Consider the following 21,070-nt stretch of genomic DNA (forward strand, 5'->3'; position numbering starts at 1 on the left):
GGTGACCGTGGTTGGAGTGACGACGATGGCGGCGACCGCCCCTTTCGGAGCCGTCGGAGTGCCTCGACGTCATGTCCCTCTTTTCTTGACGGAGTTTCGCGGGGACGAGATGACTGAAGATCGCCATGAGCTTCCTTCCTGAAGAGCCTTCCAGACGGAATACGCTCCAGAGCGCTCGTGGGATTGCCTTGTTCGAGAAATTTTCCTGCCCGGATCCGCCTGCCGTTTTCGCCCACGGACACCTGGGCCCGCTCCCGGGTACGCCTCGCAGGGCGCCGACGGCCGTTGAGGGAGGAGGACTCCTGCGTCCCGGTCTGCTGCGCCCTGTTGAACGGTGCCGGGACGTATGCCGTCCCCCGGCGACGGCCCTGCGTGCGCAGGAAGAGCTGAGACGGGCGCCGGAACGGGCATTCTGGGGCCGGCCACCCGCGTGCGACGTCGGCGGGTACGTCCGCGCGGGAGTGCACGAGCCGGATGCGTCGTCCCAGAGGTCGCATCGTGGCGGCGACAGGGCCGGTGTGATGACGCCTGGCAGGTCGTGGAGTTCCGGGACGGGACGTCACGGGCCTGGCCGCGGGTGGCTCATTCGTCCCTGAGCCAGTCGGGTGTGCGGAACGTGCCACCGTACAGGGGCAGTTCTATCTGTTCTCCGTAGCGGGCCAGTTGATCCAGGGCCGGTTGACGCCGGCAGAGCCGTGACGGCGGACGCGGGTCACCGTGGCCAGGTCCGGTACGTCCACGAGGATCTCCTCGCCGGAGCCGGCCTGTTGGCGGACGATGCCCTCGGGGTCGAAGAGGCTGCCCGGGACCAGCCACAGACCGGTTTCCACGGCAAGGTCACGGATCCGGTCGGTGAGCGGGCCCGGGATCGGGACGCTGGCCTGTTCCATCCAGTCGGATGAGGACTCCAGCAAAAGCGACGCGCTCGGCCCGCCGTCGGTCAGGAACCGGGGGCGCTGTCGTCACGGCAGGTGACGCCAGGCCGCGTGTTCACCGACCACATGTGCGTGCACTGCGGACACTGAAGGTGAACGACCGGTCCTTTGTTGGATATCAAATAGCGCCAGTGATCAGCGCAGTTACGGCCGTCGGCGCAGGTCTCACAATGGCGGGCGTCGTCGCAGACGGGGCAGGCCATCCAGGCACGGCGGGCGGCGTCAGCCTGTGGATCAATGGGGAGCCTCACGGCCCGGCTCCCTTCCCGGCAGGACACCGACCGCAGCCAGCAGGTCGTAGGTGCGCTGCTGCTCGGCGTCCAGTCCCGAGTAGAGGAGCGCGTACGCCTCGTCCTCGCCCTGGAGGACGGCGACTGGGTTCCAGTCGGGCCCGAGTGCGGCCACGACCTCGGCCCGCCGCCGGGCTTCCTCGAAGGTCAGATCGATCGTGAAAGGTATGAGATCGGTGGGATCTTCCTTGTTCATGGGGAAACTTCCGATGCGCTGGTGGAATTCCACATCTATCAGGCGACCACAGCAACAGGGAAGGGTGACCTAAGTTGCCCGGGGCCGGGCGCAGCGCCCGGCCCCGTCGGCGGGGAACCCCCGGATCGGCCGACAGGGATGGGGCGTTGCCGGCGCCAGGGCCCCGACGGCAGACACGGTCCGCGTACGGCACTGTGACGTACTTCACGGCCAGCCTCGCAGAATGGACTGCGCCCGGCCCTGGAGAGGTGAGGCCGCCGGGCCGGGTCTGCCGGAGTGCCGTCGTGTCGGGGCCCGGTGGTCAAGGCACTCAACACAACGCGCGGCCGCGCACTGAACGAAGGCCATCTGCCGACGCCGGCCGTCGGCAGAGAGGTGAATCCTGGTTGTCAGTCCACCGCAGGACCGGCCGAGCCCGGGATCCGGCCAGGTCGGCGAAACCGCGCCCGCGCAGTACCCAACGGACACACCTTCCGTGTCGGACCCCGCACCTGAGATCGGCGTAGAGGTGGTGCCGGGAGTCGCTACCCCTGGCTGCAACGCCGCATTCGACACCGGACGGCGCGAACCGCCTTACCTCCCACCCGGCGCGCAGGGTCGCCGACCTGGTCGAGCACATCCAGGAGGCCACCACGACCGCGAAAGTCGCCGAGGCTCCCACCGAGCTGACTGCCGCCCACGACGCCAACCTCACCGCCGATGATCCACGCGCCGGACCCCGGCGCCCCGGCCCGGCTCGCCCTCATCGATCAGATGCCCTTCGCAGGAGCGACTCGGCCCGCGTGGCGCGACAGTTCGGCCGTCAGCCAGCGGAAGACCTGCGGCACCTGGCGTTTCCACAGCCCGATGGTGTGCGGCCCACTCGCCTCGGCCACCACCACCCGCGTCGGGGGCGCTGCCGCCCGCCGCAGCGCGAGGCCGTCGCGGTAGCCGTCGTTGCGCCCGCCCGAGAGGTAGAGCGCGACACGCGGCAGGGTGGTGGCGTGGCGCAGAATCCACAGCGGGTTGTTGACCCGCCGCAGCTTCGGATCCCGGCCCGTGAGGGAGACCCGCTCGGCGGCCGGATCGTTGTAGCCGGAGAGGCCCACGGCGGCCCGGTACCGGTCGGGGTGGGCGAGCGCCATCTTCACGGCGCAGTGCGCCCCGGCCGAATACCCGGCCACCGCCCAGCCACGCGCACGCCTCTGCGCGCGGAAGGTGTCGGTCACCATCCGCCGGACGTCCACACTCAGCCACGACTCGGCGTCCACGACACCCGGCACATTGGCGCACCCGGTGTCCTGGCCTGCCAGCAGATTGGTGCGCGGCTCCACGAGGATGAACGGGGCGATCTCCCCGCTCCGCATCCCGGCCTCCAGCTGCGACTGCACCCGCAGGCTGCTGAACCACGCCTTCGCCGATCCGGGGAAGCCGCCGAGGAGCTCGACCACGGGGAACTTCCGCTGCCGGAAGGCCGGTTGGTTGTACTGGGGCGGCAGCCATACGTACACCTCGCCGCGCACCCCCGACACCCGACCACTCAGCTGGGTGACGCGGACGCCCCGGCCCATCCGGGCGTCGTGGGCCGGGCTGAAGTCCTGGACGGCCTTCGGCTCGTTCGCTGATAGCTCGTGGCCCCCGAGTCCGTCGCGCCCGAGGTTCGGCGCGGCGACGATGTGGTGTCCGGTGCCGAGCAGGTCGGCCCAGCTGTCGTACAGGCCGTTGGTGTTGTTGACCGTCACGAAAACGCTCAGCACGGCCGCCGACTGCGCGAGGACGACCATCGCCAGGCGCACCGCGCCGCGTACCACGGCCGGGCCGCGTACCCGACCCCACAGCAGCAGGGGAAGCAGCATGGTGGCCACGGCCAGCGCGATCGTGGCCAGGAAGAACGGTGTCCCCGTCAGGTTCATCACGCCTGGGAGGATGCCGCACCCACTGCGACGGTTACCCGTTTTTCCACCTTTTTACGTCGGATGCGAGAAACCGGGGAACGCCGTGTTGACGCCAGGGACGTCGGCCGGTGTCCCCCTGGCCCGATCCGCCCGGCGCGTAACGCGGGGAACCGGCGCGCGGGGTGACCCGACGCGCCGGTGCACTGCCGTCCGTGTCGGTCGAGCCGGCGGACGGTGGCCCAGCGGCTCAGAAGGGCCCCGAGGTCCGACCCATGGCGATCGTCGGGTTCAATGCCGCATGGTCAGCGCCACGTCGGCACGGGAGAGATGACGCCGAGGCGGACGAGGGCACAGCCCTACGGGCGGCTGCGACGCGCAGTTCGACATCCGCCGGCTGCCCGAGTGCGCACGTCTACGGGGAGAGCGGCCACCCACCGGTCCCCGCACTCGGGGCGCTCGGCCCCGCCAGTACCGCCCTGTACGGCCGCCGACATCCGGACCAGCGTCCCGCCGTCAGCTCTTCCTGCGCATGTCGTTGCGTTCCGGGTGCCTCGTGGATTCCGGCGACGGGGTCACCAGGTGCGACCGGGCGTTTCCTGATCGTTGCGTCGGAGGACATCCAGCAGGTCGCCCCGGTGCACGACACCCCAGCCGTAGACGGCCGCGGGTGGGGCGCGCACCAACACGGTGATCTCTTGCCCGGCATCGCGTAACTTGGCCAAGATCACGAAGTGCAATCCCGCAGGCCCCGCATCGACGCACACGATCCTCACAGCCAGCACACCCATCACGACTACGCAACGGGTGAGACGCCTGCCGCTCCAGACGCACCCGGGTGCCCGAGGAGCTCGGGCACCCGGGTGCGGCACTCACAAACTGCCGCGTGTTGATTGCAAACTCACCGAGTTGGAGCCTCAGCGACCACCGCCGCCGCGGTCACCGCCGCCATGGTCACCACCGAAGCCGTGGTCACCACCGAAGCCATGGTCGAAACCGAAGCCGTGGTCACCACCGAAGCCATGGTCGAAACCGAAGCCATGGTCACCACCGTGACAGCGGAAGCCCCAATCCCAGCCGTCACCGAACTGGCAACCCCAGCCGCTGTCCCGGGACGGGGCGGAGGCGACAGCGGACGACGGGGGAGAAGCGGCCGCGCTGACAGCGCCGGCTCCGGCCGCGATGGCGAGAAGAGGCGCCGTGCAGACCGCGGCGGCTATTCGCCGCATCCTGATCGTATTCGCGCGCATGATACGTCCCCCTTCCGGGGGTCGAGAAAGAGATCTCGGGCGTTCACAGGGGACGCCCATCCGCACCAGATCCTGCGCGCGGGTCTGGTGCGCGGTGATCCACCCATCGGAATTGCTAGTTCCCCGGCGGGCTTCAGGATCTTACTATTGAGTACACGAGGGGTCATACGGTACGAAACGCCTCGTATCGCCACGATAGGGTCCCTTATAGGGCAAAGTCAAAGGGCGCACCAGTGGCTCACAAAGGAGGCACACGGTGGTTACTCCCAGGCAGCAGAACGGCCGTCAGGACCCTTTGGCTCCCGAGTACGCCGCCCAGCGCAACCGCATCGTGCCTCGTTCCGGGCGGAGGCGCCGGGAGTCTCATGAAGCCGTGCTCCGAGCCACGAAAGCCCTGCTCGGCGAGGTCGGATATCAGCGGCTTTCCTTCGAAGGCGTCGCACGGCGCGCAGGAGTCAGCAAGGCGACGATCTATCGGTGGTGGCCGAACAAGGCCGCGCTGGTGATCGAGGCCCTCAGCGGGGACGTCCCACTTCCTCCCATCCAAGAGACCGGCGACCTGGAAGCCGACCTGCGAACCGCCGTCCGGCTGACCATCGAGCTCGTCTCCGCCATGCCCACGTGCCTGATCCTCCCGGCGCTGCTCGCCGATGTGATCGAGGATCCCACCGGTACCGGAGCCTTCGCCGAGCTCATCGAACCCCGCCGCGCGTCGGTCGTGGAAATGCTGGAGCGAGCCCGACTCGAAGGCCGGTTGCAGCCCGACACCGATACCTCACTGATGGTCGACATCTACTCCGGAACCATCGTCTACCTGGCCGCGGTGCGCCGCGAACCGCCGGGCGAGGCGGTGATAGACCAGATCGTCAGCCTCCTCCTGAACGGCCACCTCCCAGCCCAGACCCCTCCGACGACAACGACGGCCTGAGCACGCGGGTGCGGCGGCGCCAGTCGCCCGCGCCCCCGGGCGCCGGCCTCGGAGGCAAGCACCTGGCCGAGCGGCACGCCGCTCATGAACCGAGGAATCTGCGCGAATCGGGTGCGCCTCCTGACAGCCCGCCGCCAACGGAGGAACTACCACCGGCATGCTCATCAGGCTCTGGAATTCCGCATTCCGGCCCCGACGCCAACCAGCTGCCCGGCACTGTCCCCACACCTGTCGCCGCATGGCCGGTCACGAACCTGGCCGGCGCCCGATCGTTCTGAGGCCGTAGAGGCCGCCGGGTGAACTCGGATCCCCACGTGAAGAGCTTCGCGATCGCTGCGGCGAGGCTTGCGGCCGTCGCCAAGGACGGGGACGGCATCTGGCGGCATCTGGTGTGCGCCCCGGCTCCCTATCAGTCAGCACCGAACCGGCACGGGAATCGGCCCCGGGCCGCCAAACCATGCCGAACGACGCAACTCCGACGGACACCCGCGCCCCGCTCAACCGGCCCTCGACGGAGCCCGGACCTCTCCCTCATGGTGGCCGCGCGCACAGCCGCCTCCCGAACTATGGTCTCCCACCACATACGCCTCTGACCTGCCCGTTCCTACGGTGTGGCGACACGGAAACGTCCCCGCAACAGTCCGGAAGTGGTATCCATGGCCGCCTCGGCATCCGCCCCACCGACCACTCGCTCGCTCAAGCGCATCGTCGCCGCGAGCCTCATCGGAACCACCATCGAGTGGTACGACTTCTTTCTCTACGGGTCAGCAGCCGCGCTGGTCTTCAACAAGCTGTTCTTCCCCGACTCCGAACCGCTCGTCGGAACGCTCCTCTCCTTCCTGACCTACGCGGTCGGCTTCGCCGCCCGGCCGCTCGGCGCCCTGGTCTTCGGGCACTACGGCGACCGGCTCGGCCGCAAGAAGCTGCTGGTGCTGAGTCTGCTGCTGATGGGAGGTGCGACCTGCGCCATCGGGCTGCTGCCCACGCACGCCACCGTCGGCGTCGCCGCTCCCGTACTGCTCACGGTGCTGCGTCTGGTGCAGGGCTTCGCCCTCGGTGGTGAGTGGGGCGGGGCCGTGTTGCTGGTGTCGGAGCACGGGGATGCGAAGCGGCGCGGGTTCTGGGCCTCCTGGCCGCAGACCGGGGCGCCGGCCGGGCAGTTGCTCGCCACCGGAGTGCTCTCCGCGCTCACCGCGCTGATGTCGGACTCGGCCTTCGAGGCGTGGGGCTGGCGTATCCCGTTCCTGCTCTCCGGTGTGCTGGTGGTCATCGGCTTGTGGATTCGTCTCTCTGTCGATGAATCGCCGGTGTTCAAGGCGGCGTTGGCGCAGGCCGAGGGACGCAAGGCGGCCGGGGCGGCTGCCGAGAAGACGCCGCTCGTCGCCGTGCTGCGGCACCACTGGCGGGATGTGCTCATCGCCATGGGCGCCAGGATGGCGGAGAACATCAGCTACTACGTGATCACCGCGTTCATCCTCGTCTATGCGGTGACGGCCGCCGACCTGAGCAAGCAGACGGCGCTGAACGCCGTACTCATCGCCTCCGCCATCCACTTCGCGGTCATCCCGATGTGGGGTGCGCTGTCGGACCGGATCGGCCGCAAGCCCGTCTATCTCGTCGGGGCGATCGGCGTGGGGCTGTGGATGTTCCCGTTCTTCGCACTGATCGACAGCCGCAGCTTCGGCAGTCTGCTGCTCGCCGTCACCGTCGGGCTCATCTTCCACGGCGCGATGTACGCACCGCAGGCCGCCTTCTTCTCGGAAATGTTCGCGACCCGGATGCGGTACTCGGGTGCGTCGATCGGTGCGCAGTTCTCCTCGGTCGCGGCCGGTGCTCCGGCGCCGCTCATCGCCACCGCGCTGCTCGTGGACTACGACAGCTCGACACCGATCGCGCTGTACGTCATCGCCGCGGCGCTCATCACTGTGCTGGCGGTCGTGTGCGCCAAGGAGACCCGGCACCGGGATCTCACGGACATCGAGGCGACGGCGGAGCCGGACGCGATCGCGGTGCTGCCCGCCGATGCCCGTACCGCCTGAGTTCCGATGGCCGGACGGGCCGGGGAAACCGGCCCGTCGGGCCACGGTGCGTGTACTACCGCGTCACGGCTGGACGGTCGGCTCGAACCAGGTCGGTTCGTCGGTGAGGGACTGCTTGATCCGGAAGAGACCGAACTCGTTCAACGGCGGCAGGGCGTCGAGCGGGAACCAGTCCACCTCCAGCGACTCGTCGTCATTGACGCGCGCCTCACCGCCGGTCGCCCGGCAGCGGAAGGTGATGTCCAGGAACTGACACCGGTCACCATTGGCGTACTGCACAGGGTCAAGCGCCTGAGTGAGCACCACCCGCTCCGCCACGCAAGTCACGGCGGTCTCCTCGTACACCTCGCGCACCGCCGTCGTCGCGGGCTGCTCCCCCGGTTCGCAAATACCGCCGATGAGCGCCCACTTGCCGGTGTCGGAGCGTCTGCCGAGCAGAACCCTGCCTTCGTCGTCGAAGACCACGGCGCTGACGCCCGGTAGCAGGAGCAGCTGTGTGCCCGCCGTGGCACGGATTTCACGGATGAAGTCAGGAATGGCCATGCGCCGACCCTACGTGGTCCACGCTGTGGCTCAGCGTCCTCGGCGCGCCCGTACCGACCTGACGGTCACCCAGCCCAGTCCCGCTGCGGCGATCAGCACGAGCAGCCCTTCGGGGAGCGTGCCCAGCCGGGTCGCGGGGGTCAGCGAGGAGCGCAGCGGCACCTTGTCCACCAGCGCGTCCGGGGTGAACATCTTCGTCTTCCGGACGATCGTCCCGTCCGGGCGGATGATCGCGCTGACGCCGCTGGTGACGGGGACGACGACGGACCGGCTGTGTTCCACGGCCCGCACCCGGCTCATGGCCAGCTGCTGATACGTCATCTCGCTGCGCCCGAAGGTGGCGTTGTTGCTGGGGACTGCGATCAGTTGACCGCCGTGTTCGACCGTGTCCCGTACGGCGTCGTCGAACGCGGCCTCGTAGCAGGTGACGAGCCCCACCTCGGTGCCCGCGAGGTCGAAGACGCCGACCTTCTTGCCCGGTCCGAAGTCGCGCTGCACCCGGTCGACGTCGGAGCTGAAGATGCGTACGAAGGAGCGCATCGGCATGTACTCGCCGAACGGCTGGATGTGGCGCTTGTCGTAGGTCGCGACGGGACCGCCCGTCGGGTCCCACTGGATGAGGGTGTTGCGCAGCTTGCCGGTGTCGGGCTCGACGACCGCGCCGACCACGGTGGGGGCGTTGATCGCCTTCACCGCTTCGTCGATGACGATCCGCGCGTCGGCGTTGCGGTAGGGGTCGAGGTCGGAGGAGTTCTCGGGCCACAGGACGAAGTCGGGCTGCGGCACCTTGCCCGCCTTCACCTCCTGGGCGAGCTGTTCGGTGCGGCGCGCGTGGTTGTCGAGGACGGCGCGGCGCTGGGAGTTGAAGTCGAGTCCGAGGCGCGGCACGTTGCCCTGGATCGCGGCGACGGTCGCGGTTCCGTCCTCCGCCGAGTCGTCGACGAGCGGGCGCGCGGCCAGCGCCCCGGCCAGGGGTACGAGGACGGTCGCGGTCGCGGCGGCGACCGCGGCGCGTGGGATCCGACCGGTGCCGCGGTACGTACGGAGAGAACGCACCGCTTCGAACAGGCCGAAGCCGCACAGCACCACCGCGAACGAGAGCAGCGGCGTGCCGCCCACGGCCGCGAGCGGCAGGAACACGCTGTCGGCCTGCCCGAAGGCGATCTTGCCCCAGGGGAACCCGCCGAACGGCACCCGGGCCCGGACCGCCTCGTCCAGGGCCCAGACCGCGGCCGCCCAGACCGGCCACCAGGCAAGCCGGGACACGGCGGCGATCCCGATGCAGCCCACGGCGACGAACAGCGCTTCGGCGGTGGCGAGCGCCAGCCACGGTACCGGGCCGACCTCCTCGCCCGTCCAGTGCAGCAGCGGCAGCATGAAGCCGAGCCCGGCGAGCAGGCCGAGGCCGAATCCGGCGCGCAGCCGGCGGTCGTGCAGCACCCAGCCGAGCAGCGCGAAACCGGGCAGAACCAGCCACCACAGCGGTCGGGGCGGGAAGCTCAGATACAGCAGCACCCCCGACAGCACGGCCGCGACCGGTCGTACGAGCCGGGGCAGGAACCGTCTCCCCCGCGGCTGAGTGGCAGAGGACTGCGAGTCGTCGACTGGACTGATGGTGGTGCTCACCCGGCGGAGTCTACGGGGGTGAGGCGGACGCGGGGCAGCCCCGGGGCGGTGCCGGAACGCATGCGGAATGCTTCCTGCCGGATCGTTCCTGCGCTTTACCTCCACAAACCCGCACCACTCCCGTTACCGTGTGCGCCAGTCCTTCACCGACCGGCCGGATCCGGCCGTCGTGGACGGGACGGTCACAGTTCGGGGGGTCGGACGGGATGACTGCACGGGCAGGCCGGTACGCGGCTCGGGAACGCGGCAACGCGTCCGACGCCGCCGGAGCCGTGATCCTCGCCGCCTGCGCGATCTGGTCCTTGATCAGCGCGGCCGGACGGGAGACCAGGCCGGAAGGTGTTCTGCTGGCGCTGCTGGCCGTCGCCGCGGGATTCGCCTGCGGCCGAATCTGCGGCACTCTCCTGCCGGTGGCCACCGCGGCGGTCTCCGCCGTCGCCGCGCTCGTTCTGGCGCTCCTGTCGCGCGGCGGTATGCCTGGCGCCACCGCCGCTGCCGACATCGCCCCCGGTCACACCGGGGCGGCGGCCGCGCTGCTGGTGCTGGGCGCGGGCGCCGCCTGCTGCGCGGCCGCGGCGGCCCGCCTGACACCGGTGCGCCTCACGCTGCGACTGCTCGCACTCGGCATCGCCTGCGCCGCGCTGGCCCTGCACTCGGTGGCCGGATTCGTCACAGCCCTCGGGGTGCTGCTCAGTTCACTGGCCGCCGTCAGGATGCGCCGCAGACTGCTCGGTCTGACCGGGCTGGCGCTGGTCACGGCGCTGGTCGTCGGTACGTCATGGGCGGTGGCCGAGGACGCGCTGCCCGACGGGCTGATGGTCTCCCTGGAGGGGCAGCTCACCCGGAACCGGGTGCTGCTCTGGCAGGACGCGGTCGATCTCGCCGAGGAACATCCGCTGCTGGGCATCGGACCCGACCGCTTCGCCGAGCTCAGCCCCACCGCCCAGCGGACCGTGCGGTCGGACGGCAAGCCCCACTCGGCGCCGCTGCAGCAGGCCGTCGAGCAGGGGGTGGTGGGGTTGGCGCTGCTGGGGGCGGCGTTCGGCTGGCTGCTGTACGTCCTGTGGCGCTCACCCCGCTCCACGGCGGTCGTGCTCACGGCGGGCGCCTCGCTCACCGCACTGGCGGTGCTGGCGAGTGTCGGGAACGCGCTGAGCTTCACGCCGGTGACGGCGGGCGCGGGGCTGCTCGCCGGGCTGGCCTCGGCCCGGCAGCCGATCGGGGACGGCACGCCGAGCATGTCCCGTACGGAGAGTGACGGGGATGCGGACCGTGCCGCGTACGGGACGGGGACTGCGGCCGGACGCAGTCCGAGGGCCGGCCACACCCCCCTCTGACAGGTGCGGCGCCGCGGACAGCTCAGGCCCCGGCAGGCGTGCCGGCCGCCGACAGGTGGAGCCGTTCGCGGATGAACCGTACGCCCTCCTCCGCATCGTCCACCGTCACGGTGAACGTCCTGCCGTCGCCGAGCTTGAGCACCAGGCCCTCTCCCCTGCGGACCACGACGGCCGTGCCCTGCTCGGGACGCCACCGGTAGCCCCAGCCGCCCCATTGGCGGGGGGTGACCCGGGGGGCGAACTCCGCGCCGACCACATGCGTGAGCAGGATCCGACGGCGTGGCAGACCCATGTGGCCGCAGCGCACCTCCAGGGCGTCGCCGTCGACCCGGACGGCCACGTTCACAAAGGCGAGTGTCCCGAACAGCATGAGCAGTCCGGCCGCCACGCAGCCGATCACCGACATCAGCAGAGGGGCGATGCCGGAGGTCCAATTGGAGCTCACGGCGAGCTCGATGCCCAGTGCCAAGCACGCCGCACCGGCTGCGGCGAGCACCCACTGGGCCTTGTTGGTGGCCCGGCCGGTCCAGACGGCGGGAGCCGCCTCGGTGCCGGTGCGACTCGGTTTCCGGGGGTGGTCCCTCATGCCAGCAGCGTACTCAGAATCCGGGCAGCCGGGATGGGTCCGAACGGCCCTCGCCGAGCCGCCGACGGCTCAGCGGACGGGGCTGACGGCTGCCAGCAACCGCCCCTCGGCGTAGGCCAGGGCGGCTTCCGGCAGCTCGGCGTCACGGCCGCTGAGGAGCACGGTGAGGGAGCCGGCCGGTTCCGCCGACGGGGCGGGTGCGACGCCGATCCGGCGCAGCGCCTGGGCGGCCACGGCCCCGGCGGATCCGTGCAGTGCCACGGGCTGCAGGCCGGGCTGCTGTACGGCGGCACGGATCCGTTCGGCGACCAGTTCGTAGTGGGTGCAGCCGAGAACGACGGCGCGTACGCCCGGTGGAGTGAGCGCGGCGGCTGCGGCGACGGCACGGTCGATCGCGGCTTCGTCCGCGTTCTGCACGGCGTCGGCGAGACCGGGGCAGGGGACCTCGGTGACGTCGACGGAGCGGGCGAATTCGCTGATGAGTCCGCGCTGGTAAGGACTGCCCGTGGTGGCAGGCGTCGCCCAGATGGCGACGGGTCCGCCACCGGCCGCGGCCGGCTTGATCGCGGGGACGGTGCCGATCACCGGCAGCGTGGGTTCCAGTGCGGCGCGGAGCGTCGGCAGGGCGTGCACGGAGGCGGTGTTGCAGGCGACGATCAGTGCGTCGGGCCGGTGGGCGGCGGCCGCGCGGGCCACGGCCAGCGCGTGCGCGGTCAGGTCCTGCGGCGTCCGCGGACCCCACGGCATGCTGTCGGGGTCGGAGGAGACCACCAGATCGGCGTCGGGCCTCAGCCGACGTACGGCGGCGGCCGCCGGGAGCAGGCCGATTCCGGAGTCCATGAGCGCGATCTTCACCCGGTCACCATAGTCGACCGCCCTTGCGGTCTCGTGGGAGTGGGGCAGACTGCGGCGAATGAGCGCCGTTGCCTGGATCGCCGTGGGTTCGCTGGCCGCATGGGTGTGGCTGCTGCTGGGACAGGGGTTCTTCTGGCGGACCGACCAGCGGCTGCCTCGGCGTGCGGCGCCGGACCGCTGGCCGTCGGTCGCGATCGTCGTGCCCGCGCGTGACGAAGCCGACATGCTGCCGGTGAGCCTGCCGTCGTTGCAGGCGCAGGACTATCCGGGGGCTGCGGAGATCATCCTGGTCGACGACTGCAGCAAGGACGGCACCGGCGATCTCGCCCGTGCGCTGTCCGTGCGGTACGGCGGGCTGCCGGTGACGGTGGTGTCTCCCGGGGAGCCGGAGGCCGGCTGGACGGGCAAACTCTGGGCCGTCCGGCACGGAATCGCGCTGGCGCGGGCCCGGGAGCCGGCGCCGGAATTTCTGCTGCTGACGGACGCCGACATCGCGCATGAGCCGGACAGCCTGAGGGAGCTGGTCGCCGCCACCCACTCCGGCGGGTTCGATCTGGTCTCGCAGATGGCCCGGCTGAGGGTGGCGAGCGTCTGGGAGCGCCTTGTCGTGCCGGCGTTCGTGTACTTCTTCGCGCAGCTCTATCCGTTCCGGTGGGTGAACCGGGCGACGGCGCGGACCGCTGCCGCTGCGGGCGGCTGTGTTCTGCTGCGGACCGCGGCCGCCGAGCGGGCACGGGTGCCGGAGTCCATCCGGCAGGCCGTCATCGACGACGTGTCGCTGGCGCGTGCCGTGCAGCGCAGCGGCGGGCGCATCTGGCTGGGGCTCGCGGAGCGGGTGGACAGTGTGCGGCCGTATCCCCGGCTGGCGGATCTGTGGCGGATGGTCTCGCGCAGCGCGTACGCACAGTTGCGGCACAGCCCGGTCCTGCTCATCGGTACGGTGCTGGGTCTCGCGCTCGTCTATCTCGCCCCGCCGGTCACGCTGGCGGCAGGGCTGCTGCATGGCGACCGGCCGGCGGCGTGGGCGGGTGGCGCGGCGTGGGCGGTGATGGCGGGGACGTACATGCCGATGCTCGGCTACTACCGGCAGTCGATGTGGCTCGCGCCGTTGCTGCCATTCACCGCCGTGCTGTATCTGCTGATGACGGTGGATTCGGCCGTGCAGCACCACCGCGGCCGCGGCGCGGCCTGGAAGGGGCGTACCTACGCCCGTCCCGAGGCCGCACCGGACCGATGAGCGGAGGGAACACCGGTCCGTCCGCGGTGGCGGGACCCGGACGAACCGGGGGTCATTTACGGCCGCGTGTCCAGTTCATCCCCCACCCATAGGCGTAGTCGATGGTGCGCTGCGGACTCACCCCGCGTTCGGGTACGAGATAGCGGGCTTCGCGCTGCACGGTGAGGTCTCCCCCGTCGTTGGTGATGAGTGCGAGTGCGCAGACGGTGGAGGGAACCGTGCATTCGTCGAGCGAGAAGTCGATCGCGGCGCCGTGCTGCGGCTGCAGGGTGACGGTCGCGTGCAGATCGGCGAAACTCCGGGCGCCTTCATAGATGGTGACGAAGATCAGAACTCGGCGCAGCCGGTCCTTGTGGTCGAGGTCGATGGTCAGGTTCTCGCCGGTGGAGACGGCGCCCGTGCGGTCGTCCCCGTCGAGGTGGATATAAGGGGGCTGCCCGAGAGCGCCGAAGGCGTTTCCGAGCGCCTGCACAACTCCCTTCCTGCCGTCGGTCAGTTCGTAGAGGGCGCAGAGATCAAGATCGAGATCCGCGTGGTTGGCGACGGCCCTGCCGAGTTTGCTGCCCCAGCTCTTGAACTGTTTGCGCACTTCCCAGTTGAGATTGACGCGCATGGCTCCCGACGTGCCGCCCTGTTTGGCGAGGGAGACGGACGGCGCGTCCTTGGTGAGCGTCACCTTGGAGAGCCGGACGGGCTGGGGGGACGGTGGCACGGGCGGCGCCGCAGGCACCGGTGGCGCCGTCGGGACGGCGGCCGGGGGCTGGGCGCGCGGGGGAACCCGGGGCGGCGGCGGCAGATCAACTCGTGTTGCCGCTTGGGGCTGTTGGGACTGAAGAGGCTGATGCGATTGTTGAGACTTTTGGGGTTGATGGGGCTCGTCGACGGAAATACCGAAGTCCGTGGCGAGACCTTCGAGGCCGCTGCTGTATCCCTGCCCCACGGCGCGGAATTTCCAGGCGCCCTGCCGACGGTAGAGCTCACCCAGAATGAATGCGGTCTCCACCGTCGCGTCCACACTGTCGAAGCGCGCGATCTCCGAGCCGTTCGACATGTCCATGATCCGCACGTACAGGCCTGCCACCTGCCCGAAGCTGCCGCCGTCCGCGGAGGCGGCCAGGACGATGCGCTCGATGACGGGCTCCACCCGCGCCAGATCCACCGCGAGGCTGTCCGTGACGCTGCCGGCGTCGTTCCGCTTGCCCTCATGACGCACCGCGCCGGAGCCGTGCACCGGCTGGTTGTAAAAGACGAAGTCCGCGTCGCTGCGCACCTTTCCCGACACGAGAAGGAGCGCCGACGCGTCCACGTCCGGCGTCCCCGGGGCGGTACGCCACCCCAATTCGACCCGCACGACCTGGGCCGCCACTGGAACATTGGCTCCTTTTAGCATGGTCATGCTCACCCCCATCACGAGTCCGGCTGCCCGAAGGCTTTCCGTGCCAACCTAATCCGCACCCTGCCACGGAGCCCACAGTCGCGCCGGCCCCGTCCCGCGATCCGCCGATAACCCCCGTGAATCGCCGATGTGCGGCGGGACGCCCGTGACCTCCGCGCCGGCTTGCGGGCCCGCAGCCTGGCCCACATCGTTACCCTCGCCCGGCAGTACCGGCTTCCTCCCGGCCGATCACGTGATCGCGTGGCTGTGCCCGTCCGGGCCGACCGTTCCGGTCGAGGAGCTGAGGGCCCGGCTCGGGACGATCCTCGCCTGGGACGTGGACGGCCCCGGCCTGCCTGAGACCAGCACCATCGTGTCTGAGATCAAGGACCTCACGCGCTGAGGCTTCGGGCTCGCCGAGGAACTGACCCGACAGATAGCCACCATCTCCCAGGACTCCGCCGCGGCGTTGGAGGCGTCCGTCGTTCTCGGCGAGGCCAGCTACGTGAACTGGACCGCCCGGGGCTGCCGTACGAGGGGCGGCATGGTGCGCAGCAGATCGTCGAGGGCCGCCCGGTAGCCGTTAGGGGCATCGAGCGCCGCATCCAGCCACTGCTCATCCCGCCGCAGGGTTTCCGCCGACAGTTCGCCCATGTCGCGGTCGGGCGCCATGGCGGCGTGCACGCGGTTACGGACACGGGCGACCTGCTCCTCGGCCAAGGCGAGGAACGACTGCAGTTCGAGCGCGCGGATCACCGCAGGAGAAGCACCAGTACTGGTCGCCGTCTCGTACAGCTCAGCGACGGGGACGCCGAAGACGTCCTGCAACTCGCCGTCGACGGTGCTGGGCTGGCGCCGGACGCTCATCGCTGCGCTGCCCTTCCCGTTCGCGCCGCCGATGGCGGTGCCGGTGCGGTTGCGGGTCGGTGCGGAGGGCTGGTCTGCACGGCTGGGCCCTTACGGCCAGCGCGGCTGAGACGGGCGAGCCGTTCGGCAGCGAGATCCCTCTTCCCCGGAGCGTCCGTGTCGAGAAGCCACCGCACGACCAGAACTCGCCCATCCCGTGCGGCAACAGCCGCGTTGACGCGATGAGCGAGGCCCAGCGTCGGATTGTCCACCTCGCTGGGCTGGGTCTCCAGCGCGGCAAGGAGGGCGTCCTCCGCCCGGTCGAGCTACGCCCGGGACTCCGCCAGAAGCCCGTGCCACTTGACGACGTCGGTGGCGTCAGGGTTGGCAGCCGGGGCCACGGAGACCGCGGCCTTCAACTGATCCATGCGCACCCCGAAATGCGCTTCGATCCGTGCGGTGAGTACGCCCACGACATTCTCCGTGGTGTCGGATATATCGTCGGACAAGGGGATCTCCTCTTCGCGGGAAGGGAATTGAAGGAGGCAGGTGTAGGAGTAGCCCATCGCGTAGTGGTCACCGTCACCCGAAGCGAACGGGCTTCGGCGGTCACGAGAGGATCTCCCGTGGTAGACAGTTCAACCACCTCATCCGAAAGCGGCCGTTCAGCGCCCGTTCCCCCGCCTCTCAGCAGGCGAACACTCCCCGGAAGTGCCCGTAGTTCTCCAACGTCGGGCTGGTTGTCGCGGTGTTCGTTCCGCTTCCACGCGCGTCGGCCAGGTCGCCGGTGCCCGATCTCCGGACGATCCGCCAGGTTCCGCCACCTGCTGTGCTGCCCCGTCCGATCCAGGTGAACGATCCCGATCCGCACCCCTCGGCCGAGCCCGTCAGCGTCTCCGTCCCGACGTAGCGGTACTGACCCGGCGTAGACTCCGGGTACAGGCAGTAGTCGTAGGTCGTCGTGCCTTGCCAGACATCGCCCGGCTGCGTCCCGAACGTGGCACTCCCGTGGATCGCTGTGCCACCCGGAGCACAGACTATGTCCGTCGAAGGGACGATCTCCGTGCCCGGGTCGTAGTAGTGACTCAGGATCTGCGAGTCCGCTGCGCTGCCGGGCGTCGCGGCGAGCACAGACGCTGTCAGTGAGAGCGCCACCACGCCGGCCGCTCTGGTTATGCTCCAATTCATTTGCCTTTTCCGTTCTCTGAGGGTTCATCAAGGAGTTTCGGGGAGGTCCGAAAAAGCTCGTATGCGGTGACGGTTTCGAATCCCAAGCGCTCGTACAGGGAAAGCCGAACGGGCTGACCTGAAGGGTGCCGACGCTCAGTCCGCGTTCCCGTCCCGCTTCGAGTGCCGCCCCCGTGAGTGCCGTGCCGATGCCTTCGCGCCGTTGGTCCTCGGCAGTCGTGACGACATAGACGCCGACCACGCGCGTCGAACAGGGGAGACGTGCCCACCGCCCGCCCCGCAGGGCGACAGACGAATCCAACGACGCGGTCGGCATCAGGGCGGTCCAACTCGTTGCGCACCACGTCGTCGAGAAGATTCGACGGGACATCGAACGAGTGGGTATAGGCCTGCACCCACGCCTTCAGTGCATCCCCTCCTTCCACCGTCTCGATCTCCAGGTCCGAAGGCCGTTCGACAGGAGCCACTTTTCCGTGCGAATGTCCATGACGGACATCGCACCGAGCCTGACAGCACCATGGTCGGCGAGTCCCGCGGCCGTGCCAGGGGCACTGTCAGGCCCCACCCACCACATCCACGGGACCCCGGGCAGCCGGTCGACGGCGTCCCTGAGCGACTGTTCCAGCCGGTCCATGTCACCCAGGCGAAGTGCCCCGTCGAGTTGGCCGTGCGCAAGCCGCCCCGGCAGTAGGCCAGTTGACCTTCAACGCGCTCGGCTGCACCCCAGCCGAGCCAGTAGTCCCGGCAGTTGGCGACCAGCGGCTCGATATCAGAATCCACGGTCCTCTTCATGCCTCGGCTGTTCCTCGGTTCTGCCGCGTTTCCGGTGTGCCAGCAAGACGCCGGCTAAGGGGAGAAGCTCAATGACGCCCATGTGTGGACATCAGACCCTTCCCGAGTTCGCCATACCAGCCAAGTCCAGGAAGACTTCCATGTCCGCGCCCAGCACGAGCTCGGGGTAAAACACCACATCCGGGCCGAGCATGAGGAGTTCCGGACGTGCACTGAGCGGTCTGCCTCCCCAGTCGACGCCCAGCGATCTGATCCGGCCCGCGCCTTCCCGAGGCCGCTCCGCGAGAATACTGGACCAGTCGTCGAACAACGGCCGTACCCGCCACCGCGCCACTCGACCGGACCGCCGGATGAATTCACGGGAATCCTCGAAAAGGCCTTTCAGAGAATACCCGTCCGGACCGCACACGCCACGGCCTGCGTCCTGTTCTTACAGTTCAGCTGCTTCACAGTCTCATGGATGATTCCCTTGATCGTCCGCTCCGAGTAGCTCATCTTCTCGGAGATCTCAAGCGTGTTCATCCCTTCGGACAGCATGCGGAGCACCTCGATCTCCCGCGGCGCGAGTCCGCCTCTCCTCGACAACTGCGCAAGCGTCTGCTGTCGTTGCTGATGCCCCAGTTCGGCAATCAGATGACCCACCAGATCATTCGGAAAACGACTGCGTCCGGAGCTCGCCCCGATAATCGCGTCGAGAAGTTGCTCAAGGCTCGAGCTGCTTCGGTAGAGAAAGCTGGTCAGTCCGTATTCGACTGCCAGGGTGAGTTGCTGCTCGTTGACGCGATCTGCCATCACCACGACCGGGACCGATGCGCCGCCGGCGCGCGCAGCATCCTGCCTGAGAACCCTCAGCCAGTCGTCGTTCAGGCAGTGCAGCAGCATGACCGACACGTCCACATCGGGGAGTCCATGCTGGGGAACGATGTCCACGCCAGAATGCGACTGCAGGTAGGCACCGGTCGCATGCTCCAGGAAGGCGTCGCTCGCCCTCAGGACAACTCGGATCGGAACTGCCAGCGCGGTTCCCGTTCCATCCGTCTGAGTCACAGTCATGGTCACTTCAGCAATCCCCAGATAGAACCGACATGCACACCTCGGCACGCACCCTGGCCTGCCGCCTGGACGACAGGGCCTGCGAGTGGGCTTCGAGCTACATCGGCACACTACGGCGACTGCCAGTGGCGCAGCTTCGGTCAAATGACCCAGTAAGATTTCAGCCAGCTTGGTTCTCTTAGTGCACTATGCGCCGGTTTCACGTCGGATCGATGTCGAGGGCCACGGCCGACACGAACAGGAAGCATCACATACCCTTTCGCGCTGACGTGGCCCTCGCGTGTGCCCTGGGGCCTCATGGCGTTCCTACAGTCTTCGGGAGAGCCACTGACACAGCGCTCCTGCTGACTCCTCCATCCTCCGCGGCTCAGGGAGAAGCGACGCCATGAACGTGACGAAGAGATCCCTCGACAAAGAACCGAACATACGCTCGACGATCGTTCCGTCCGACCTCAGGCCCGACCCCGAGGTCCGAGCGCAGCCGGTCCCGCGTGCCGCTGCCCGGATAGTCTCCAGCGGCGGGCGCGGAATAGCCCGCGACCGGCTCCAGCTGTGCAGCCAGTACGGCACGCGATTCCGCCGGACCATGTCGGACGTGGGAGGGGCACTCCCGAAGGAGTGGGCCTCTGGGGACGGCCGTCGCGCCGGCGACGTCGGCGCTCTCGCCGACCTGGCCGCGGTCCGCCTCTACCTGGCCGAGGAGTGGGCATGGCTGGATCCGACGCTACTCGAGGGAGAGCCCGGTACACACATCCCCCTTGCTCGTTGCGTCGCATCAGGCCTGCGCAGGCTGCCTGCCTACCAAGGTCCCGCGATCGTGCGCACCGGTGTGGCCGACAGCCTGGTGAGGTGGTATCGCGACAACCCCGTGGTCGTCGACCACGGTTTCTGGAACGCGACGTCGTCCCCAGCGGCGCTTGGCGCGGGAGGCCCCGGGTATCTGGTGTGGTCGCTCACCGGACGCCGTACGGACTCCGTCGATCCGTACACCCGAGGAAGGCTGGTGTTCGTTCCCGGCACTCGTTTCAAGGTCCTCAAGGTGCTCGACGGCCGGGGGCCCCGCGTGCTGATGCGCGAGATGTTCCCCCAGGAGCCCGCTGAGAAGCGTCCGGCCAGTCCCGGCGCCCGCAACGCCGGGTGGCTGGACGGGACTACGCTGGAAGAGCTGACGCAGTCGACGGCCAGGCCGGCCGGACTGATCGTCGCCGAGTGCACGGGCCCGCGGAACCGCCCCCCGGGGCTGATCACCGCGAAGTAGGGGTGCCGTTAACGAACGTGTCACCTGCTGCAGCCGGTGCCGTGCGGCTTGATTGGGCTGCTGTTTCAGGTGGTTGTACGGGCGCGTTCGAGGACCCGGTACACCGTGGCGCGGCTGAAGGAGAACTGTTCGGCGAGGTCAGCGATGGAGTGCTGACCGGTGGCATGCTGCTCGGCCAGGTGGGCGTGCCGGCGGGTGACCGGCTTCGGCTGCTTGCATTTCAGCTTCCCCTCCGCCCAAGCGACTGCCGCGCCCTCGCGGCTGCGCAACCGCAGCAGGTCGACCTCGAACTCAGCCAAGCTGGCGCGGATGTTGAAAAACATCTCGCCCATCAGGTCGGCCGGGTCGTAGACCGTGCCCCGAGGGAGAGCCGGACGCCACGGGCGACGAGGGAGTCGGCGATTGTCGCGGGCGTCGGGACGGAGCGGGCAAGGCGGTCGAGTTTGGGCGAGTACCCGGGCCCGCACCTCCGTCGGCAGCCGGCAGCCGGGCGGCGATACGCGAGAAACACGTCTCCTCCGCGGTGCGCAGGCGGATCGGACCATCCGCGTGTTCCGGCCCGCTGCCACCGGCTCGATGCACTCCTCACCGCAGTGCTGCAGTAGCTCCTCACGGACCCGGTCCGGCCTGCGCTCCGCGTACGCGACGTTCGCCACCAGCCAGGCCGTCAGCTTCTCCGCGTCCTGAATCGAGCACACCCGAAACCCCAGGTGCTCGCGTATTCGGCCACGGTGGTACTTGATCGTGCTGCCGGTCCACTGGTAAGAGTCGAACTCCCCGGCCGGCACCTTCATCTGCCCGGCAACGTGGGCGACCACCTCATCCGGGAGCTCCGCCCGGCCCCGGGGGAAGCGCACTCTGCCGC

20 protein-coding genes and 2 pseudogenes are annotated in these 21,070 nt (G+C 69.3%); 6 read left to right on the plus strand and 16 right to left on the minus strand.

Annotation, left to right across the window (positions count from 1 at the left end):
- Window positions 1-638: 638 nt before the first annotated feature.
- The 6 genes from AB0I23_RS09065 to AB0I23_RS09090 form a co-directional block, all read right to left on the minus strand.
- Window positions 639-890: a hypothetical protein gene (locus AB0I23_RS09065; protein ID WP_359108272.1), complete on the minus strand. Its 252-nt coding sequence runs from the start codon at window positions 888-890 to the stop codon at window positions 639-641.
- A 50-nt stretch (window positions 891-940) separates the two neighbouring features.
- Window positions 941-1,186, minus strand: a complete 246-nt coding sequence (locus AB0I23_RS09070) for a hypothetical protein (RefSeq protein ID WP_359108273.1) — start codon at window positions 1,184-1,186, stop codon at window positions 941-943.
- Window positions 1,170-1,421: a DUF6400 family protein gene (locus AB0I23_RS09075; RefSeq protein WP_359108275.1), complete on the minus strand. Its 252-nt coding sequence runs from the start codon at window positions 1,419-1,421 to the stop codon at window positions 1,170-1,172. The genes AB0I23_RS09070 and AB0I23_RS09075 overlap by 17 nt, the downstream gene beginning before the upstream one ends.
- 749 nt (window positions 1,422-2,170) lie before the next feature.
- The gene (locus AB0I23_RS09080) at window positions 2,171-3,313 is read right to left on the minus strand and encodes an alpha/beta hydrolase (protein WP_359108439.1); all 1,143 of its coding nucleotides are present in this window, start codon (window positions 3,311-3,313) and stop codon (window positions 2,171-2,173) included.
- Between the two features lie 554 nt (window positions 3,314-3,867).
- On the minus strand, window positions 3,868-4,083 hold the full coding sequence (locus AB0I23_RS09085) for a hypothetical protein (RefSeq protein WP_359108276.1): 216 nt from the start codon (window positions 4,081-4,083) through the stop codon (window positions 3,868-3,870).
- A gap of 126 nt (window positions 4,084-4,209) precedes the next feature.
- Entirely contained in the window at window positions 4,210-4,542 is a 333-nt protein-coding gene (locus tag AB0I23_RS09090) for a hypothetical protein (protein ID WP_359108278.1), read from the minus strand.
- 373 nt (window positions 4,543-4,915) lie between these two features.
- On the opposite strand from AB0I23_RS09090, the gene AB0I23_RS09095 reads away from it, so the two are divergent.
- Together AB0I23_RS09095 and AB0I23_RS09100 are read left to right on the plus strand one after the other, a co-directional pair.
- On the plus strand, window positions 4,916-5,470 hold the full coding sequence (locus tag AB0I23_RS09095; RefSeq protein ID WP_359108280.1) for a TetR/AcrR family transcriptional regulator: 555 nt from the start codon (window positions 4,916-4,918) through the stop codon (window positions 5,468-5,470).
- A 656-nt stretch (window positions 5,471-6,126) separates the two neighbouring features.
- On the plus strand, window positions 6,127-7,509 hold the full coding sequence (locus AB0I23_RS09100) for an MFS transporter (protein WP_359108282.1): 1,383 nt from the start codon (window positions 6,127-6,129) through the stop codon (window positions 7,507-7,509).
- 63 nt (window positions 7,510-7,572) lie between these two features.
- Here AB0I23_RS09100 and AB0I23_RS09105 read toward each other — a convergent pair whose 3' ends face one another.
- Both AB0I23_RS09105 and lnt read right to left on the minus strand, forming a co-directional pair.
- Window positions 7,573-8,052: an NUDIX hydrolase gene (locus tag AB0I23_RS09105; protein WP_359108284.1), complete on the minus strand. Its 480-nt coding sequence runs from the start codon at window positions 8,050-8,052 to the stop codon at window positions 7,573-7,575.
- A gap of 30 nt (window positions 8,053-8,082) precedes the next feature.
- Complete coding sequence (gene lnt, locus AB0I23_RS09110; protein WP_359108286.1) at window positions 8,083-9,678, minus strand: apolipoprotein N-acyltransferase; 1,596 nt, start codon at window positions 9,676-9,678, stop codon at window positions 8,083-8,085.
- Window positions 9,679-9,884: 206 nt separating this feature from the next.
- Here lnt and AB0I23_RS09115 point away from each other — a divergent pair, with 206 nt between their 5' ends.
- The gene (locus tag AB0I23_RS09115) at window positions 9,885-11,015 is read left to right on the plus strand and encodes an O-antigen ligase family protein (RefSeq protein WP_359108288.1); all 1,131 of its coding nucleotides are present in this window, start codon (window positions 9,885-9,887) and stop codon (window positions 11,013-11,015) included.
- 22 nt (window positions 11,016-11,037) lie between these two features.
- On the opposite strand, the gene AB0I23_RS09120 is transcribed toward AB0I23_RS09115, so the two are convergent.
- Both AB0I23_RS09120 and AB0I23_RS09125 read right to left on the minus strand, forming a co-directional pair.
- Window positions 11,038-11,601 (minus strand): hypothetical protein, encoded by a 564-nt coding sequence (locus AB0I23_RS09120; protein WP_359108289.1) that lies wholly within the window; start codon window positions 11,599-11,601, stop codon window positions 11,038-11,040.
- Window positions 11,602-11,670: 69 nt separating this feature from the next.
- A complete protein-coding gene (locus AB0I23_RS09125; RefSeq protein WP_359108291.1) occupies window positions 11,671-12,456 on the minus strand; it encodes a glutamate racemase in 786 nt (261 codons plus the stop codon).
- A 58-nt stretch (window positions 12,457-12,514) separates the two neighbouring features.
- Between AB0I23_RS09125 and AB0I23_RS09130 the strand changes: the two genes are divergently transcribed.
- Window positions 12,515-13,693 carry a glycosyltransferase gene (locus AB0I23_RS09130; RefSeq protein WP_359108293.1) on the plus strand — a complete coding sequence of 393 codons (1,179 nt, stop codon included), beginning with the start codon at window positions 12,515-12,517 and terminating at the stop codon, window positions 13,691-13,693.
- A 52-nt stretch (window positions 13,694-13,745) separates the two neighbouring features.
- On the opposite strand, the gene AB0I23_RS09135 is transcribed toward AB0I23_RS09130, so the two are convergent.
- Window positions 13,746-15,059, minus strand: a complete 1,314-nt coding sequence (locus tag AB0I23_RS09135; RefSeq protein ID WP_436846899.1) for a TerD family protein — start codon at window positions 15,057-15,059, stop codon at window positions 13,746-13,748.
- A gap of 262 nt (window positions 15,060-15,321) precedes the next feature.
- Here AB0I23_RS09135 and AB0I23_RS09140 point away from each other — a divergent pair, with 262 nt between their 5' ends.
- Window positions 15,322-15,471: a hypothetical protein gene (locus tag AB0I23_RS09140; protein WP_359108297.1), complete on the plus strand. Its 150-nt coding sequence runs from the start codon at window positions 15,322-15,324 to the stop codon at window positions 15,469-15,471.
- Between the two features lie 104 nt (window positions 15,472-15,575).
- On the opposite strand, the pseudogene AB0I23_RS09145 reads toward AB0I23_RS09140, so the two are convergent.
- The 4 genes and pseudogenes from AB0I23_RS09145 to AB0I23_RS09160 all read right to left on the minus strand — a co-directional run.
- Window positions 15,576-15,935 (minus strand): annotated as a pseudogene (locus AB0I23_RS09145) (hypothetical protein); the annotation flags it as partial.
- A pseudogene (locus AB0I23_RS09150) lies at window positions 15,932-16,423 on the minus strand (hypothetical protein). The pseudogenes AB0I23_RS09145 and AB0I23_RS09150, both read right to left, overlap by 4 nt.
- A 178-nt stretch (window positions 16,424-16,601) precedes the next feature.
- On the minus strand, window positions 16,602-17,102 hold the full coding sequence (locus AB0I23_RS09155) for a DUF3224 domain-containing protein (RefSeq protein ID WP_359108298.1): 501 nt from the start codon (window positions 17,100-17,102) through the stop codon (window positions 16,602-16,604).
- Window positions 17,103-18,275: 1,173 nt separating this feature from the next.
- The gene (locus AB0I23_RS09160; protein ID WP_359108441.1) at window positions 18,276-18,947 is read right to left on the minus strand and encodes a helix-turn-helix transcriptional regulator; all 672 of its coding nucleotides are present in this window, start codon (window positions 18,945-18,947) and stop codon (window positions 18,276-18,278) included.
- Window positions 18,948-19,542: 595 nt separating this feature from the next.
- Between AB0I23_RS09160 and AB0I23_RS09165 the strand changes: the two genes are divergently transcribed.
- Window positions 19,543-20,205, plus strand: coding sequence for a hypothetical protein (locus AB0I23_RS09165; protein ID WP_359108300.1), 663 nt, complete (start codon window positions 19,543-19,545; stop codon window positions 20,203-20,205).
- 65 nt (window positions 20,206-20,270) lie between these two features.
- Here the strand turns inward: AB0I23_RS09165 and AB0I23_RS09170 are convergent, their stop codons facing one another.
- A complete protein-coding gene (locus AB0I23_RS09170; RefSeq protein ID WP_359108302.1) occupies window positions 20,271-21,062 on the minus strand; it encodes a DUF4158 domain-containing protein in 792 nt (263 codons plus the stop codon).
- Between the last annotated feature and the right edge of the window lie 8 nt (window positions 21,063-21,070).

This window comes from Streptomyces atratus (assembly GCF_040655115.1).
Classification (GTDB): domain Bacteria; phylum Actinomycetota; class Actinomycetes; order Streptomycetales; family Streptomycetaceae; genus Streptomyces; species Streptomyces atratus_D.